This is a genomic window from Nocardiopsis listeri NBRC 13360, from assembly GCF_001570765.1.
Lineage (GTDB): Bacteria > Actinomycetota > Actinomycetes > Streptosporangiales > Streptosporangiaceae > Nocardiopsis > Nocardiopsis listeri.
Window position 1 is genome coordinate 18,914 of record NZ_BCSH01000002.1, and the last position, 16,294, is coordinate 35,207.

General features: G+C 68.7%; 14 protein-coding genes. 7 read left to right on the plus strand and 7 right to left on the minus strand.

What is annotated here, in order from left to right:
• Positions 1 to 10: 10 nt before the first annotated feature.
• From nuoL to NLI01S_RS00885, 4 genes are all read left to right on the plus strand, one after another.
• Positions 11 to 1,954 (plus strand): NADH-quinone oxidoreductase subunit L, encoded by a 1,944-nt coding sequence (gene nuoL / locus NLI01S_RS00870; protein WP_067597566.1) that lies wholly within the window; start codon positions 11 to 13, stop codon positions 1,952 to 1,954.
• A 1-nt stretch (position 1,955) separates the two neighbouring features.
• Positions 1,956 to 3,614, plus strand: a complete 1,659-nt coding sequence (locus NLI01S_RS00875; protein ID WP_067597569.1) for an NADH-quinone oxidoreductase subunit M — start codon at positions 1,956 to 1,958, stop codon at positions 3,612 to 3,614.
• Positions 3,611 to 5,260, plus strand: a complete 1,650-nt coding sequence (nuoN, locus tag NLI01S_RS00880) for an NADH-quinone oxidoreductase subunit NuoN (RefSeq protein ID WP_067597571.1) — start codon at positions 3,611 to 3,613, stop codon at positions 5,258 to 5,260. Before NLI01S_RS00875 ends, nuoN begins: the two co-directional genes overlap by 4 nt.
• A 139-nt stretch (positions 5,261 to 5,399) precedes the next feature.
• Positions 5,400 to 6,404, plus strand: coding sequence for a polyprenyl synthetase family protein (locus NLI01S_RS00885; protein WP_067597574.1), 1,005 nt, complete (start codon positions 5,400 to 5,402; stop codon positions 6,402 to 6,404).
• Between the two features lie 214 nt (positions 6,405 to 6,618).
• Here the strand turns inward: NLI01S_RS00885 and NLI01S_RS00890 are convergent, their stop codons facing one another.
• The 3 genes from NLI01S_RS00890 to rarD all read right to left on the minus strand — a co-directional run bounded on the left by NLI01S_RS00890 (position 6,619) and on the right by rarD (position 9,831).
• On the minus strand, positions 6,619 to 7,701 hold the full coding sequence (locus NLI01S_RS00890; RefSeq protein WP_067597577.1) for a hypothetical protein: 1,083 nt from the start codon (positions 7,699 to 7,701) through the stop codon (positions 6,619 to 6,621).
• A 231-nt stretch (positions 7,702 to 7,932) separates the two neighbouring features.
• A complete protein-coding gene (locus NLI01S_RS00895) occupies positions 7,933 to 8,763 on the minus strand; it encodes a hypothetical protein (RefSeq protein WP_067597580.1) in 831 nt (276 codons plus the stop codon).
• Positions 8,764 to 8,877: 114 nt separating this feature from the next.
• Entirely contained in the window at positions 8,878 to 9,831 is a 954-nt protein-coding gene (gene rarD / locus NLI01S_RS00900; RefSeq protein WP_067597583.1) for an EamA family transporter RarD, read from the minus strand.
• Between the two features lie 69 nt (positions 9,832 to 9,900).
• Here rarD and msrA point away from each other — a divergent pair, with 69 nt between their 5' ends.
• Together msrA and NLI01S_RS00910 are read left to right on the plus strand one after the other, a co-directional pair.
• On the plus strand, positions 9,901 to 10,566 hold the full coding sequence (gene msrA, locus NLI01S_RS00905) for a peptide-methionine (S)-S-oxide reductase MsrA (RefSeq protein ID WP_157090901.1): 666 nt from the start codon (positions 9,901 to 9,903) through the stop codon (positions 10,564 to 10,566).
• 154 nt (positions 10,567 to 10,720) lie between these two features.
• Complete coding sequence (locus tag NLI01S_RS00910; protein WP_067597586.1) at positions 10,721 to 11,467, plus strand: phosphotransferase family protein; 747 nt, start codon at positions 10,721 to 10,723, stop codon at positions 11,465 to 11,467.
• A 145-nt stretch (positions 11,468 to 11,612) separates the two neighbouring features.
• Here NLI01S_RS00910 and NLI01S_RS00915 read toward each other — a convergent pair whose 3' ends face one another.
• The 4 genes from NLI01S_RS00915 to NLI01S_RS00930 all read right to left on the minus strand — a co-directional run bounded on the left by NLI01S_RS00915 (position 11,613) and on the right by NLI01S_RS00930 (position 15,120).
• A complete protein-coding gene (locus tag NLI01S_RS00915; RefSeq protein WP_067597590.1) occupies positions 11,613 to 12,833 on the minus strand; it encodes an MFS transporter in 1,221 nt (406 codons plus the stop codon).
• Positions 12,834 to 12,864: 31 nt separating this feature from the next.
• Positions 12,865 to 13,779 (minus strand): NADP-dependent oxidoreductase, encoded by a 915-nt coding sequence (locus tag NLI01S_RS00920; RefSeq protein WP_067597593.1) that lies wholly within the window; start codon positions 13,777 to 13,779, stop codon positions 12,865 to 12,867.
• Positions 13,780 to 13,999: 220 nt separating this feature from the next.
• Positions 14,000 to 14,587, minus strand: a complete 588-nt coding sequence (locus NLI01S_RS00925) for a hypothetical protein (protein WP_067597596.1) — start codon at positions 14,585 to 14,587, stop codon at positions 14,000 to 14,002.
• Entirely contained in the window at positions 14,584 to 15,120 is a 537-nt protein-coding gene (locus NLI01S_RS00930) for an ATP-binding protein (protein WP_067597599.1), read from the minus strand. The genes NLI01S_RS00925 and NLI01S_RS00930 overlap by 4 nt, the downstream gene beginning before the upstream one ends.
• A gap of 185 nt (positions 15,121 to 15,305) precedes the next feature.
• On the opposite strand from NLI01S_RS00930, the gene NLI01S_RS00935 reads away from it, so the two are divergent.
• Entirely contained in the window at positions 15,306 to 16,076 is a 771-nt protein-coding gene (locus tag NLI01S_RS00935) for a GntR family transcriptional regulator (RefSeq protein WP_067597602.1), read from the plus strand.
• Positions 16,077 to 16,294: the final 218 nt, after the last annotated feature.

Consider the following 16,294-nt stretch of genomic DNA (forward strand, 5'->3'; position numbering starts at 1 on the left):
CGACGTGGCTGTGACACGACATCACGCGTACCTCGCCGCCGAACCCGCGGCGACCGCGGCCGACAGCGCGGTGCTGTCGAACGCCTGGCTGCTGATCGCCCTGCCGTTGGTGGGCGCGGCGATCCTGTTGCTGGGCGGGCGACGCACCAACGCCTGGGGGCCCCTGCTGGCCACCGTCCTACCGGTGGTCTCCTTCGTCTGGGCCGTCCTGGCCCTGTTCGACCTGCTCGGACGAGGCGCCGACGCGCGCAGCGTCTCCGTTCCCGTCTACGAGTGGTTCGCGGTCGGTGACTTCTCCGCGCGGATCAACCTGTTGGTCGACCCGCTCTCCATCACCTTCGTCCTGCTCATCACGTTCGTGGGTTCGCTGATCCACGTCTACTCCCTCGGCTACATGGCCCAGGACCCGGGCAAGCGCAGGTTCTTCGCCTACCTCAACCTGTTCGTCGCCGCCATGCTGGTGCTGGTGCTGGCGGACAACTTCGTCCTGCTGTTCCTCGGCTGGGAGGGTGTGGGCCTGGCGTCCTACCTGCTCATCGGGTTCTGGCAGGACAAGCCCACCGCCGCCACCGCGGCCAAGAAGGCGTTCCTGATCAACCGGGTCGGCGACATGGGCCTGCTCGTGGCGATCATGATCATGTTCACCGCGTTCGGCGCGGTGGGCTTCAGCGACGTCTTCGCGGCCGTGCCGGGCGCGCACGACGGTGTCCTGCTCGCCATCGGTCTGCTGCTCCTGCTGGGCGCCTGCGGTAAGTCCGCGCAGCTGCCGTTGCAGGCGTGGTTGCTGGACGCCATGGAGGGCCCGACCCCGGTGTCGGCGCTCATCCACGCCGCCACCATGGTCACCGCCGGTGTGTACCTCATCGTGCGCGCCGGTCCGATCTTCGAGGCCTCCCCGGCGGCGCAGCTGACCGTCATGATCGTCGGCGCCGCCACCATGCTGGCCGGCGGGATCATCGCCTCCGCCAAGGACGACATCAAGAAGTCCCTGGCCGGATCCACGATGAGTCAGATCGGCATGATGGTGCTGGCCGCGGGCCTCGGTCCGATCGGCTACGCGGCGGCCATCGCCCACCTGGTCACGCACGGCTTCTTCAAGGCCGGGCTGTTCCTGGGCGCCGGTTCGGTCATGCACGCCATGAACGACGACGTGAACATGCGCAGGTACGGCGGTCTGGCGTCGAAGATGCCGATCACCTTCGCCACCTTCGGCCTGGGCTACCTCGCGATCATCGGCGTCCCGCTGCTGTCGGGTTGGTGGACCAAGGAGAGCATCATCTCCGCCACCTTCGGTCTCGGCGGCAACGTCGGCCTGGTGTTCGGCTCCCTGGTCGTCCTGGGCGCCGCGCTCACCGCCTTCTACATGTCCCGGATGGTCTTCATGACCTTCCTCGGCGAGAAGCGCTGGGACGAGGGCGCGCACCCGCACGAGTCGCCCGTGAGCATGACCGCCCCCATGGTGGTGCTGTCGCTCGGCTCGATCGCCCTGGGCGGATTCCTGGTGGCCGGCGACCGCTTCGCCGCGTTCCTCCAGCCCGTCACCGGAGCGGAGCTCCCCCACTTCACGGTGGGCCACGCCTTCACCTCGCCCTACGGCATCGCGGCGCTGGCCGTGCTGGTCCTAGGCGTGGTCGCGGCCTGGGCGATCTACCTGCGCAAGCCGGTGGAACGCACCGCCCCCAAGGGCAACCTCGTCACCAACGCGGCCCGCAACGAGCTGTACGGCAACGAGATCAACGAAGACCTGTTCATGCGACCCGGCCAGGTGCTCACCAAGGCACTGGTCGTCATCGAGGACAAGGTCATCGACGGCGCGGTCAACGGGATCGGTGCCGGGGTCCGAGACTCCTCCACCGGGCTCGGCAGGACACAGACCGGGTTCGCCCGCACCTACGCGCTCACCATGCTCATCGGCGCCGTGATCGTCGCCGCGACGCTGGCTGTGAGGTTCTGACATGATCCCCTGGCTCACACTCGCCATCGCCCTCCCAGCGGTCGGCGCGATCCTCATCTGGGCACTGCCCCGGGTCGGGACGAAGGCCGAGGCGGAGTCCGCCTCGGTCCGGGCCACCGCCTCCGCCGATGCGGGCGGTGGCGGTACCGCGGTCAAGACACGACCCGCCACCACGACCGGGGCGGGGACCGCCTCAGCGGAGAACGCCAAGCGCGTCGCGCTGATCGTCTCCCTGGTCACCCTGGCCCTGATCGTGGCCATGGCGCTGAACTTCGACACCGCCACGGCGGGTGACCTCCAGTTCGAGGAGGTCTACCCGTGGATCCCCTACTTCGGGGTCCACTTCGCCGTCGGTGTGGACGGCATCGCCCTGACGATGGTCCTGATGTCGGCGATCCTGGTCCCGCTGGTCATCCTGGCGGCCTGGAACGAACACTCCGACCATCCGGACGGCGGCCGCGGCTACTTCGCCCTCGTCCTCGCCCTCGAAGCGATGATGATCGGTGTCTTCGCCGCCACCGACGTCTTCCTGTTCTACGTGTTCTTCGAGGTCATGCTGATCCCGGTCTACTTCATGATCGGTCGGTACGGCCGGGGCGCCGAGCGCACCAGGGCCGCGTTGAAGTTCCTGCTGTACAGCTTCGCCGGCGGCCTCATTATGCTGGTCGCGGTGATCGGCGTGTACGTCATCGGCGGCACCTTCCTGTGGACCGAACTGACCGCGCCGGGCAGCCCGCTCGCCGCCGTCGACCCGGCCACCGCGCGCTGGCTCTTCCTCGGGTTCTTCATCGCCTTCGCGATCAAGGCCCCGATGTGGCCGGTGCACACCTGGCTGCCCACCGCCGCGGGCTCCTCCAGCCCCGGCACGGCGGTGCTGCTGGTCGGTGTCCTGGACAAGGTCGGCACCTACGGGATGCTCCGGTTCTGCCTGGAGCTGTTCCCGTCCGCGGTGTCCTGGTTCGTGTGGCCGGTGGTGGGACTCAGCGTCGTGAGCATCATCTACGGCGCGATCGTCGCCATCGGGCAGAGCGACATGATGCGCCTGGTGGCCTACACCTCGATCTCCCACTTCGGGTTCATCACCCTGGGAATCTTCGTCCTGACCCCGCAGGCACAGGCGGGCGCGGCCCTGTACATGGTCAACCACGGCTTCGCCACCGGAGCGCTTTTCCTCATCGTGGGCTTCCTCATCGCCCGTCGGGGCAGCTCCCGCATCGAGGACTTCGGGGGTGTCCAGAAGGTCGCGCCCAAGCTCGCCGGGGTGTTCCTGGTGACCGGTCTCGCCGGTCTGGGCCTGCCCGGACTGGCCCCGTTCGTCAGCGAGTTCCTGGTGTTCGTGGGTGCCTACGCCTTCAACCCGGTGCCCGCGATCATCTCCGTGGTGGGCGTGGTCCTGGCCGCTCTCTACATCCTGTGGATGTACCAGCGCACCATGACCGGCCCCACCCCGCAGAAGCTGTCGAAGCTGCCGGACCTGTCCGCTCGTGAGACCTGGGTGGTGGCCCCGCTGCTCGCCCTCATCATCGCGCTCGGCGTCTACCCGCAGCCCCTGCTCAACGTGATCAACCCCGCCGTCGAACGGACCGTGGAGATCGGGGCGGACACCGCCTCGGCCACCACGAACGCCGAGGGCGACACCGAGGAAGGAGACGAGGAGTGAACGCGCTCTACGTCGCCGACGGGGCGCCCCCGTCGCTCCCCGGCATCACCGAGGCGGCACCGACCCTGGACTGGTGGCTCCTCGCCCCGGTCCTGGTGGTCTTCGGCGCCGGTGTGCTGGCGGTGCTGTTCGAGGCCTTCTTGCCCAAGAAGGCCCTGCGGCCGGTGCAGATCACCGTCGCCGCCGTGGCCCTGCTCGTCACGTTCGTCATGATCGTCCTCCAGGTGGAGGCGGTCGGCGACGGCGTGGTCGTGGCGGGCGGAGTCCTCGCGATGGACCGCGTGGTGCTCTTCCTTCAGGGCACCATCACCGTTCTGGCCCTGATCAGCCTCATGCTCATCGCCGAACGGCGCGACGGTCGCGACGCGTTCTCCGCGCAGGCCGCCACGGTCCCGGGCAGCGAGGAGGAGCGCAGGCACATCCTCGCCGGGTCCCAGCACACCGAGGTCTACCCGTTGGTGCTGTTCGCGGTGCTGGGCATGTTGCTCTTCCCCGCGGCCAACGACTTCCTCACCATGTTCATCGCCCTCGAGGTGATGAGCCTGCCGCTGTACCTGCTGTGCGGGCTGGCCCGCCGCCGTCGCCTGTTCTCCCAGGAGGCCGCGGTCAAGTACTTCCTGCTCGGCGCGTTCTCCTCGGCGTTCTTCCTCTTCGGTATCGCCCTGGTGTACGGCTACGCGGGTTCGGTGAACTTCACCGCGATCCGTCAGGCCGTGGACTCGGGCGGCGCGGCGATCTTCGCCGACGGCAACGGCGAACCGCTGCTCATCATGGGCATCGGCCTGGTCGCGATCGGTCTGCTGTTCAAGGTCGGCGCCGTGCCCTTCCACAACTGGAAGCCGGACGTCTACCAGGGCGCTCCCACCCCCATCACCGCGCTCATGGCCTCCTGCACCCTGGTGGCCGCGTTCGGTGCGCTGCTGCGGGTGTTCTTCGTGCCCTTCGGCGGCTCCCTGGAGATCTGGGAACCGATGCTGTGGGCGGTCGCCATCCTCACCATGGTGGCGGCGGCGGTCATCGCGGTCACCCAGCGCGACATCAAGCGGCTGTTGGCCTACTCCTCGGTCGTGCACGCCGGCTTCATCCTCACCGCCGTGATCGCCTCCAGCGCCGATGGTCTCGCGGGCGCCATGTTCTACCTGGCCGCCTACGGGTTCACCACCCTGGGCGCCTTCGCGATCGTCACCCTGGTGCGTACCAGGGACGGCGGTCAGGAGCTCGGCGACCTGGAGGGCTGGGCCGGTCTGGGGCGTCGTGCCCCCGGACTCGCGCTCGCGTTGTCACTGTTCCTCCTGGCCTTCGCCGGTATCCCGCTCACCAGCGGGTTCATCGGCAAGTTCGCGGTGTTCGAGGCCGCCGTCGCCGCGGGTGCGACCCCGCTCGTGGTGGTCGGTGTCCTCAGCAGCGCGGTGACCGCCTTCTTCTACATCCGGATCATCGTTGTGATGTTCTTCCGGGAATCGGAGGGCGAAGGCCCCACGGTGGCCCGCGCGGGCGCGCTCACCGGCGGTGTGATCACCGTGGGTGTGGCGGCTACGCTGGCCCTCGGAATCTTCCCGGGGCCGGTCCTGGACAGCCTGCTTCCGGACGCCGAGGCCGGGCAGGAACCGGCGGCGGTGATGGTCCACCAGGTCACCGAGGAGTGATCGTCGACCCGGGTGTGGCTTTGGACGATCATTCCGGGTCGGATACCGTGGCAAGTCGGATCATGTTCATGTGCTGAGCGTGCGGCGGCCCCCTCACGAGGGGTCGCCGACACGCCCGTTCAACAGGTGGAGCTTTACGGTGAGCGGTGCTGTCCCGAGCGGGTTTCTCGCTCTGCCGAGAGTCGACACGGCCCTCGCCCGTGGGGTGCAGGACGACCTCGAGAAGGTGGAGGAGCTGCTGCGGGAGTCGGTGCGGTCCAGCGACCCGTTGCTGACCGAGGCGGCGTCCCACCTGTTGGAGGCCGGAGGCAAGCGCTTCCGCGCCATGCTGGTGCTGCTCGCCGCCCACTTCGGCGACCCGAAGGTCCCCGACCTCATCTCCGCGGCGGCCGTGGTGGAACTGACCCACGTGGCGACGCTCTACCACGACGACGTCATGGACGAGGCGGAACTGCGCCGTGGCAGGTCCAGCGCCAACCAGCGCTGGGGCAACACCGTCGCCATCCTCACCGGTGACTACGTGTTCGCCAAGGCCTCCACGATGCTGGCCGACCTGGGCACCGAGGCCGTCCGCCTACAGGCCGAGACCTTCGCGCGCTTGGTGCAGGGACAGATCCTGGAGACCTCCGGGCCCCGTGACGGTGTCGACCCGTTGGACCACTACCTCAACGTCATCGACGACAAGACGGCGTCGCTGATCGCCTCGTCGGCGGAGTTCGGTGGAATGTTCGGCAAGGTCGACCCGGAGACGGTCGGCACCCTGACCCGTGCCTGCGACGCACTGGGCATGGCGTTCCAGCTCGCCGACGACATCCTGGACGTGGCGAGTGAGAGCGCCGATTCGGGCAAGGTCCCCGGTACGGACCTGCGCGAGGGCGTGCTCACCCTGCCCATGTTCTACGCGATGCGCTCGCAGGACCCGGCCGACGAGCGCCTGAAGTCCCTGTTGGGGCGGCAGCTCGACGACACGGAGGCCGAGGAGGCGCTGGCGCTGCTGCGCCCCCACCCGGCCATGGCCGAGGCCGACGCGACCCTGCGCAACTGGGCCGACAAGGCCCGGGGAGAGCTGAGCACCCTTCCGGACATCCCGGCGCGGGACGCCTTCCTCGCGCTGTGCGACTACGTGGTGGAGCGCTCCGGCTGACCCACCGCACGACGACTTCACGCGGGCCCTTCCTCGGATCGAGGCAGGGCCCGCGTCGTGTTCGGATGGGTCGGGCCTTCGAGAGCGGGCCGAGGAGCCCGAGCCCCGGCCCACCGGACACCGGGTGACGAATGGTCCCACCCACGAACAGGGACGGCGCCGCCCCCATACACCGGGGCGGCGCCGTCGACACGGGGAGTGCCGTCAGATGGCTTTAGGAGACCACGGGCAGGGCCTCGGAACCGGGCAGGTCCATGAACGTGGGGTGCTCGACCATGCCCTCGGGGGTCTCCTGCTCGGCGGTGCCGCCCTCGATGGAGACCAGGTCGCTGGTGTCCAGGTCGTGGACCAGGTCCGTGCCGCGGCTCAGGCCGGCCACGAGGTCCTCGGCGGCGGTGGTGTCCAGACCCTCGGCGACCTGGGGAAGCTGCGCGTCCGCCAGGGGGCCGTTCACGTCGACGGGCTTGGCCTCACCCGAGGACATGCCCTCGGCCAGTCCGTCGGTGAGGTCGGTCAGACCCGGGGCCTGGGGCGAGCTCTGCGGGACGGTGGTGACCTCTTCGTCCCAGGCCTGGTTGCCCACCATGCCCAAGACCTCCTGCTCACCCAGGTCCACGTAGTTGTCGGAGGTGACCGGGTTGGACTCGACGACGTCCTGGAGCCGGTCGGGGGTGCGCACACCGAAGCCGGCGGCCAGGTCCCACACGTTGGGCGCGGTGGGCAGCGCGGACTCGGAGTGGCTCATGGGCAGGGTGGGCCCCTCCAACTCCGGGAGGGTGAGCGCCTCGTCGCGCAGGTCGGTGACGGCCACCACGGTGTGCGGCACCACCTCCCGGGCCTTGTCCTCCACGACGCCACCGGCCCCGCGAGCGGTGTCCTCCACCACGACCCCGGCGTCCTGCGCGCCGGCCTCCAGTGACTCACCGGCGGCGTGACCGATCGTGTCGTGCGGGTCCCCGTCCAGACCGGTGGCGTCCTGGGTCCGGGTGACGGCGTCGGCGAGCGGGGAGTCCGGGAGGGCGGCACCCAGGTCGGGGGCACCGTGTTCGGGGTCGTTCGCGCTCGCCTGCAACTCCTCCAGAGCGGTGCCGGCGATGGGTCCCACGCCCTCGGGGGCGATCTTGTTCACGGTGGGCGCCACGCCTTCGACAAGGGCCCGCTCGACGGTGGGGGCGATGTCGTGCATGGGGGTCTGCAAGTCCTCGGCCCCGGCGATACCGGCGCCCAGGGCCACGAATCCGGCTGCGCCGGCGGTGAGGATCACGGTTCGGGCTGTCAGGCGCTTGGGCTGGGTCATGGGTTTCCTTCCTGAAGCTGCTGCTGGGGCGGCCGCGGGAGGCGGCCTGATCGAGCCGGGGTGGACCACCGGCTGACGTGAATCACGTGTGTGGAGCACGGGACTCAGGTCAGCTCCCAGACGAAGAAGGGTGGGGGCCGGCTGGGAACGGGTCCGAGGGGCGCACGGAGGGCGCAGGGGGCACGTGGGCAGGCGTGGTGACACGCGCCGAACGTGCGGTCGAGCCGTTCGCTAGTCGGGGGAGACCGTGGGGTCGTCCGCCGGGTCCGCGGGCGTGGCGTGCGGGGACCGGGCGTGCACGAGCACGGTGGCGGCGTCGGGGCCGGGCAGCGCGGCCGCGGCGAGGTAGCCGGCGACGGCGGCGGGCGCGGAGGTGGGGGCGTTGGCGGAGGAGACCGCGGAGACCGCGGAACCGGTGCCGGCCTGAACCTCGGGCGGGTCGATGGGACCACCGATGAGCGCCTCGGCGGACTCGTGGTCGTGTGCGGGTTCGGCGGCCCGGTGGTCCTCGACGATGAGTCGGAACGGGTCCGGGACGGCCTGGTCCTCGCCGGCCTCGGTGGTCTCCTCGGCGGACGGCCGCGCCGGGGCCGGGGAGTCCGGTTCCGGCGAGGTGGTCGGGTCGTCGGGGGTCGGTTCGAGATCGGAGCGTGAGGGCGCGACCGGTTCGACGAGGCTCGGAACGAGGCCCTGATCGGCGGCCTCCTCGCGGGTCCGGTCGATCCCGGCGACGACCTCGCGCACCTCGCCTCGCACCTCGGTGACGGCGGGCTCGGGCAGGGCGACGGCGGACGCCGCGGCCTCGCCGGCTCCCCGCTCCACCCGTTGGTGGACGGTGCCGAGGGTGTCGGTGACCGGAGCGGTCACCGGGCCGGTGACCTCGTCGACCCGTTCCAGCCCCAGGCCCCCCAACGGATCGGAGCGCGTCTCGGCCTGAGCGGGAGCGGAGAACAGCCATAGGGCCGCGAACAGCACACCGAGCAGGAGCAGGAGGGAGGGTGCCGCCGCGCGCAGGCCCGAGGCGGCACGGAGCGTGCCGATCGAGCTGAGGCGAGGCTTCAAGAGGACCCTCCAGGGCAGGCGGCCGGTTCGGGGCGGGAGCAGAGCCCGACACCCACGACCAGACGTTAGCACAGGGTCACACAGTGTAGTTTCGGTTCGCCGGAACCGGGGAACTCATTCTCGCGGCGCGGGGGACGGGGGAGGCGTCGGTGCGTCCGGAAGGTCGGTCACCGCGGCGCGCTCGGCGGCCCGGCGGCGGGACGAACGGACCTGGTCATAGGCGAACACGCACACGGCCAGCCACACGAATCCGAAGCCCACCCAGCGGCTCAGGGGCATCTCCTCGCCCTGGAGCAGCCAGCCGATGAGGAACATCATGGTCGGCGCGATGAACTGGAGCATCCCGATCACGCTCAACGGCACGCGGCGCGCCGCCATCCCGAACAACAGCAGCGGCAGCGCGGTCACGAAACCACCGCCGATCAGCAGCGCGGTGTGTCCGGGCGAGACCGAGAACGTCGTACCGGCCCCGGTGACCTCCAGGTGGACCACGTAGCCCAACGCGGGCAGGAACATCACGAGGGTTTCGACGGTCAGACTCTGCAACCCGTCCAGACTCACGTACTTCTTCACCGCGCCGTACGCGGCGAAGGAGGAGGCCATGAGCAGGGAGAGCCACGGGGTGGAACCGTAGGCGACGGTCATCACGACCACCGCCGTCGCACCCAGTCCCACGGCGACCCACTGTGCGGCGCGCAGACGCTCGGAGAAGAACACCACGCCCAGGCAGACGGTCATCAGCGGGTTGATGAAGTAGGCCAGCGAGGCCTGCAAGGTCTGGGTGATGGAGACCGAGTAGATGAACCCCCACCAGTTGAGCGAGATGAGCACGGCCGCGGCGGCCACCGGCAGCAGGCGCCTGGGACTGCGCAGGATGGGGAGCAGCCACGCCCAGCCCCGCCGCGCCAGCAGCAGGAAGAGGCACATCGCGCCCAGGGCCCACACCATGCGGTGGGCGAGGATCTCGGCGGGTTCTGCGGCGGAGAGGAACGGCCAGTACATGGCCGCGAAGCCCCACAGGATGAAGGCGCTCGCCCCGAGGGCGACACCACGGTTGGATTCCGGCACAACGGCAATCGTAGGACGAATCGTGCCTCCTGTCCTCCCCTTTCTTGTGCCCGTGGATAGGCTGGAGACATGTTCGGTAGAAACGCCACCATGGTCGAACCCTCCCGCGCCCTTCCGGGCCGGGACACTCCGATCGAGCCGCCCTTCGGTCACACCGTCCTGGGCACCTCGCTGACCCCGCCCTACCCGCAGGGCAGCGAGATCGCCGACCTGGGCATGGGCTGTTTCTGGGGCGCCGAGCGCGTGTTCTGGCGGTTGGGGGCACAGGGCGGCGTCATCACCACCGCCGTGGGTTACGCCGGTGGCTACACGCCCAACCCCACCTACGAAGAGGTGTGCTCGGGTCTGACCGGTCACACCGAGGCCGTGCGCGTGGTCTTCGACCCGAAGCTGATCTCCTACGAGGAGATCCTCAAGATCTTCTGGGAGGGTCACGACCCGACACAGGGTCTGCGCCAGGGCAACGACGTCGGCAGCCAGTACCGGTCGGCGATCTACTTCCACTCCGAGGCCCAGCGCAAGGCCGCAGAGGCCACCAGGGACGCCTTCCAGCCCGCCCTGACCCGGTCCGGCTACGGACCCATCACCACCGAGATCGCCCCGCTGGAGACGTTCTACTTCGCCGAGGACTACCACCAGCAGTATCTGTCCGACGCCAAGAACCCCAACGGTTACTGCGGCATCGGCGGAACCGGCGCCAGCTGCCCCATCGGTGTGGCCACCGCCGACGACTGATCCAGAGCCCGAGCGACGAAGGCCGGAGTGGAACCTTCCACTCCGGCCTTTCGCGTTTTCGCGGTCCCACCGGCCGGTGGGACGGGGTCGCCCGCGTGATCGCAGGCGAAAAACCCGGCGACGTCGGCGATGGTTCCGGGGATACTGGTCTCCCATGGATGAGGTCGAAGTCGTCGTCGCCCACTCCGAACGTGCGACTCTGCGCGTCGGCGACGTGTTCCTGAAGGTGGACTCCGATCAGGCGCGCATCGACGCCGAGTTCGAGGCGATGTCCCTGGCGCCGGTTCCGACCCCCGAGGTTCTGTGGCGCAAGCCGCACGTGCTCGCGACCGCCGCACTCGCGGGGACGACGCTCGGGCGCCTTGGTGGGCCGTCGACCGGGTCGCCGGCGGCGTGGGCCGCGGCGGGCGCCGCCATCCGGAAGCTGCACGACGCGCCGCCGCCGTCCCGGACGGGACAGTCCGGCCGGAGCATCGTCGCGCTGGCGGCGGAACTCGACAACGAGTGTGAGCTGCTCGTGACGAACGGTGTCCTGCCCGCCGGCCTGGTCACCCGTAATCGCCAGGTCGCCGATGCCGCACTCCGGCCGTGGACCCCGGCGTTCACGCACGGCGACCTACAGATCGCACACGTCTTCGTCGATGGTGATGAGGTCACGGGCATTATCGACTGGTCCGAGGCGGGCCAAGGCGATGCCCTGTACGACCTCGCGACCTTCACGCTCGGCCATGAGGAGCATCTCGACGACGTCATCGCCGGCTATGGCACCGACATCGACCTCGATGTGATCCATGCGTGGTGGTCGTTGCGAAGCCTGCTGATAGTTCGCTGGTTGAGCGAGCACGGCTTCGACCCCTTCGCGCCGGGCAGCGAGGTAGACGTGCTGAGGGCCCGGATGTGAGGCCGCGTGGGCGGAATCGATGCGGCGGCGCGAGATCGCTCCCGCTCCGGCCCGGCGGTACACCCCGGGCCGGAGCCGTGCCCGGTGCGGCCTGTCAGGGACCGTGGGCTCGGATGATCAACTCAGGAGGGTGATCATGGAGATATCACTTTCCGGGCGGGGAAATGCGAAGCAGGAGAAGACCCACCGTCAGGAGCGCGCCGAACACGGCGGTGACAAGGAAACCGGTTGTACTGGACGTCGCACCGATCAGCGGTCCTAGGAGGAGGGGGGAGATGAACTGGCCGCCGAAGATCACGGTTCCCGACAGCGAGGCGGCCTGACCGCGCGATTCCGCCGGGGCCCGGTCATTGATCAGCACGGTCAGTGTCGGCAGGGACAGACCTTGCCCCACCCCCAGCAGTGCAGGGCCGACGAGGAGCAGCCAGGAGTGCTCCACCGTCCCTAGGACCAGGAACGCTCCGGTCCAGGCCAGGGCCGAGAGGCGCAGCAGCGCGCCGTAGCTCAGCTTCGACCGCAAGCGAGCGTAGGACAGCCCGGCCAGGGAGCCCACCGCGGCAGTGGTCACCACGGAGTAGAGCGACACCGCGACCGGTTGGTGGATGCCCAGGTCGGCCAGGCGCTGGGGAAGAAAGACCACTGTCGCGTAGAGGAAGACCGACGCCGTCGCCTGCAACAGGTAGAAGCCCACCAGGGTGGGGCTCTGCCGAAACAGCGCCCCTAGGCCGATTCTCCCGCGCTCGGCGGCGGGGGGAGGGGTGCGCGGCAACGCCCACAGCGCCACCAACCCCATCGGCAGGCCGACCAGGTACAGGGCGAACGGTCCATGCCAGGAGAGCCCGCCCAACAGGCCCCCCAACAATGGCCATAGCAGACCGCCGACGCTGTTGGCGGAGGAACGCCATCCCATCACCCGGTCACGTTCGGGTCCGGAGAACATTTGCAGCATCGCCACCGTCGTACCGGCGAACACCGCTGCGGCACCCAGGCCGAACACGATCCGACTCGCGATGAGCGTGGCATAGGTCGAGGTCAGCAGACCCGCACCACCCGCCACACCGTAGACGATCAGCCCGAGGGTCAGGGGCAGTCGCATCCCCCAACGGTCGATGAGGCGGCCGATGAGAGGGCTGGTGACGGCGATGACGGCAGCATGCGCTGCGATGACCATGCCGCCGGCCGTACCGCTGAGTCCCAGGTCGCCTCGGATCACCTCGATGACAGGGGAGACGACCGAACCGGCCATAACGGCCAGGGTCGATGCCAGGAGGAGGACGACCAGCACCCCGCTGTGACGGCTCTGCGGTGCGTCGACCGGTGCGGATTGAAGGGGAGAGGTGTCGCCACTTGTCGGCCGCTGTTTCATGGGAAGTGGCCTCGATTCCAGGAGATTCAGGTCAGTCGAGCGTGAGGACGACCTTGCCGCGGCCATGGCCGGACTCGACGTCCCGGTGGGCGTCAGCGGCCTTTGCCAAGGGATAGGTGGCGCGGACGAGGATGCGTAGACCACCTTCGGTGTACAGGTTCACAAGATCGGTGAGGCGTTCGGTGGAGCGCCGGCTCCCAATCCACAGCGTGCCGAGTTTCTCGGCGGCTTCCGGAGCGGCGATCGTGCCCACACGATCAGGATCCTGGACGAGGTCCAAAGCGGCCTTCAGACCTGCCTCGTTCGCCGCGTCCAAAGCGGCGTCCACACCGTTCGGGGCCACGTCGCGGACCCGATCGGCCAATCCGTCGCCGTAGGTGAGCGGGATCGCTCCCAGCGACCGCAAGTAGTCGTGGTTGGCCTCGCTAGCGGTACCGATGACAGTGGCCCCGCAGCGCTGGGCCAACTGGATGGCGACCGTGCCCACGCCCCCCGCGGCACCGTTGATCAGGAAGGTTTCACCGGCCGTGACCCTGAGCGCCCCGACGGCGGTGTGGGCGGCTTGCCCGGCGCCGGAAAGGCTGCCGGCGATCTCCCACGGCACGGAGGCGGGTTTGGCGACGAGTTGGTTGGTGGGAACGACCGTGTATTGGGCGTAGGTCCCCTGTGTCCGGAATCCCAAGACCTGATCTCCGACGCGGAAGTCGGTCACACTTTGGCCCACCGCGTCGACGACCCCGGCGAATTCTCCGCCGGTCACGTGTGGAAATACGATCTTCAGTCCTGGTGGCCTACGGCGCCCGGATCGGATAGCGCAGTCAATGGGTTGCACTCCTGCGGCCAGCACTCGCACTCGAACCTCTCCAGGGGCGGCATCGGGTAGGGGGAGTTCCGTTTCCCTGAGTACCTCGGGTTCACCGAACTCCTGGAAAGCTGCTGCTTTCATGACCTGTCCATTCCGGATAGTGGATGGCCCCTGCCCGGGTCGTGGGGGAGGGCCCTCGCATCACACTCTGGAACCTGAATCTCACTTGAGGTCAACTGTTTCGGCGATCTCTTTCCACGTCCGCCACATACACCCTGGTCATACGACACACCTTTGTATGTGCCGTACGCATCAGTTCCCGTGCCCGGTGCGGCCTGCCAGGGACCGTGGGCTCGGCTGATCAACTCAGGAGGGTGATCAGGGGTTGGGCGGCGGCGCCGGCGATGGCGGCCAGGGCGTAGCCGGTGATGAGGTGGCCGATTCGGCGGCGGGGTTTGCGGTGGCTCGCCGGGCGGCGGGGCCGGTCGGACCTGCGCGGGAGCGGCGGAGGAGGGGCCTGTTCTCGGCGGGGCCGCGGGATCGGTAGTGGCCTGGCGGGTTCGGCTTCTTCGGTGGGTTCGCGGGCCGGTTCCGGGGTGGGGGTTCGGTCGGGTACCTGGTCGTGCCACCAGGGGAGTGGTTGGGGTCGGTCGAGTTCTTCTGCTCGTCGGGCGGCGGCGAGGCGCATCCATTCGGGTAGGTCTCCGCGTTCGAGGCGGCGGCGTAGTCCGGGGGTGTCGGGCATGTGGGCCAGGAGGGCGCGTTCCCTGGGGGTGCGGCCCAGCGAGACCAACGGCGGGAGCCGATCAGGGGCCGGTTCGTGCCTCTGGTTGGGGGTATCGCGCGGAGCCGGGCGGGTGCCGGGGCGGTGTGGGGTGTGGTTGAAGCGTCGGCCTCGGGGTGCGTCCAGGACTCGGCGTAGGTCCATGGGGATGGTCGAGTTGCTCATCGCCCACCTCCGCAGACACAAGTGGTCGTAGCGGAGGCGGTGGGGTAGGTGAATTCGGCCCACAGCACGGTGCCCAGTACGGCGGGCAAGGTGGGGTCGGCCCAGCGTTGGGTGCCCCACTCGCTGGCCAGTTGGTGGATGAGCAGTAGCCCGCGTCCGGATTCGGCTTCCTCCCATTCCTCCACCGAACTTCGAACCGGCGGGCACACCGGGCGCGCGTCCAGGGGTCCGTCGTCGATGACCGACAGGCGCAGGGTGGTTTCGCGGCCCATCACGATGGGGGTGGAGAGCAGCCGGACCACCGTTCCGCCGGGTCGCTGAGAGCGCGAGTGGGTGACGGCGTTGGCGAAGGCTTCGCCGGCGCACAATTCGATGTCCTCGGTCAGGGAACGCGGAACGCCGGTGAGGGCGGCCAGGTCGGAGCGCAGTTCCGCCCGGAAGCGAGTACAGGTGGAGCGGGTGCCGGGGTAGTGGCGGGCCTGCCAGCGCCGGCCCGGGTAGGCGGGGGTGGGGTTTTCAGGGACAATGGTCATGTCGGCAACTCCTGGTTAGAGGGTCGGTTGTCGGCCCGGCCCTGGCGGGTGTCGCTAGCACCTGCCGGGGCCTTTCTCATGGGCAAGGCCAAAGCTTGCATACTTGCTGACAAAGATGAGAGCACATTCCAAAGGCCTGTGCAATAAGTTTGTATGCAAACATGCATGAGGCTAGAGTGGGTGCCATGAGTGACGAGACCACTGACGCTCGCCCGCAGCAGGTGCGCATCGCCGATGACTTGCGTAATCAGATCCGGCGATCCGAGCTTGTGCCGGGGGACAAGCTCCCCACCCTTCACGTCTTGGCCGAGCGATACGACGTCAGCGTGATGGTGGCTCGCCGCTCGATGGACCTACTGCGCCAAGAAGGTCTTTTGATCAGCAAAAAGGGCAGTGGAACCTACGTCCGTGAGCCCAAATGGACGCGTCGATACGGGCTCCAGCGCTATAGCCGCTCCGTCTGGGGTGGACCGGACCCTCAGGGAGTGCTGCAAGCCGAAGGCTCTGATCAGGGCCAGAAGGTGGAGCAGGAGTCCGAGATCATCCAGACCATCGCCCCCGACTTCGTAGTGGAAAGGCTCCCGGACGTCTCGGACGGAGACCTCGTCCACGTGCGCAAGCGCGTCACGAAACTCGACGGAACCATCAACCAGTCCGTGGACAGCTACTTCAGTACGGCGACCGCTGCGCGAGCTCCGGGGATTCTGGAGGGGGAAGGTCCGGGCGGGCACATCTGCGACATCGACCGGATCAGTACCGTCCAAGAGATCCAGGAAGAGATCAGCGCGCGTATGCCTACGGGGCCGGAGGCGGGTCGGTTGAGGATCCCTCAAGGGACGCCGGTCTTCGAGGTGATCCGGACCTATCACACCGAGGACGGTCCACTCGACGTGGCACACTTTCTGATCCGCGCCGACATGGCCGTTTTCGACTATCGCTTCCCGGTGCCGGACTGATCCCGCAGCACCACCCGAGGCGCCGTCCTCGGTTCGGCCTCCTTGGCTCTTCGGTGTGAGCCGGTCATTCGAAGAGCCCACGGTCCCCGGCTCCGGGGCGTGCCGGGACGGTATTCGAAGAATTCACAGAGGGTGTCGATGGCCAGGTCAGGCGGTGTACGTTGGCGTTCGGGTGACATGGATCGAACCAGACTCGGGTTGAATTCCGATATAACGAA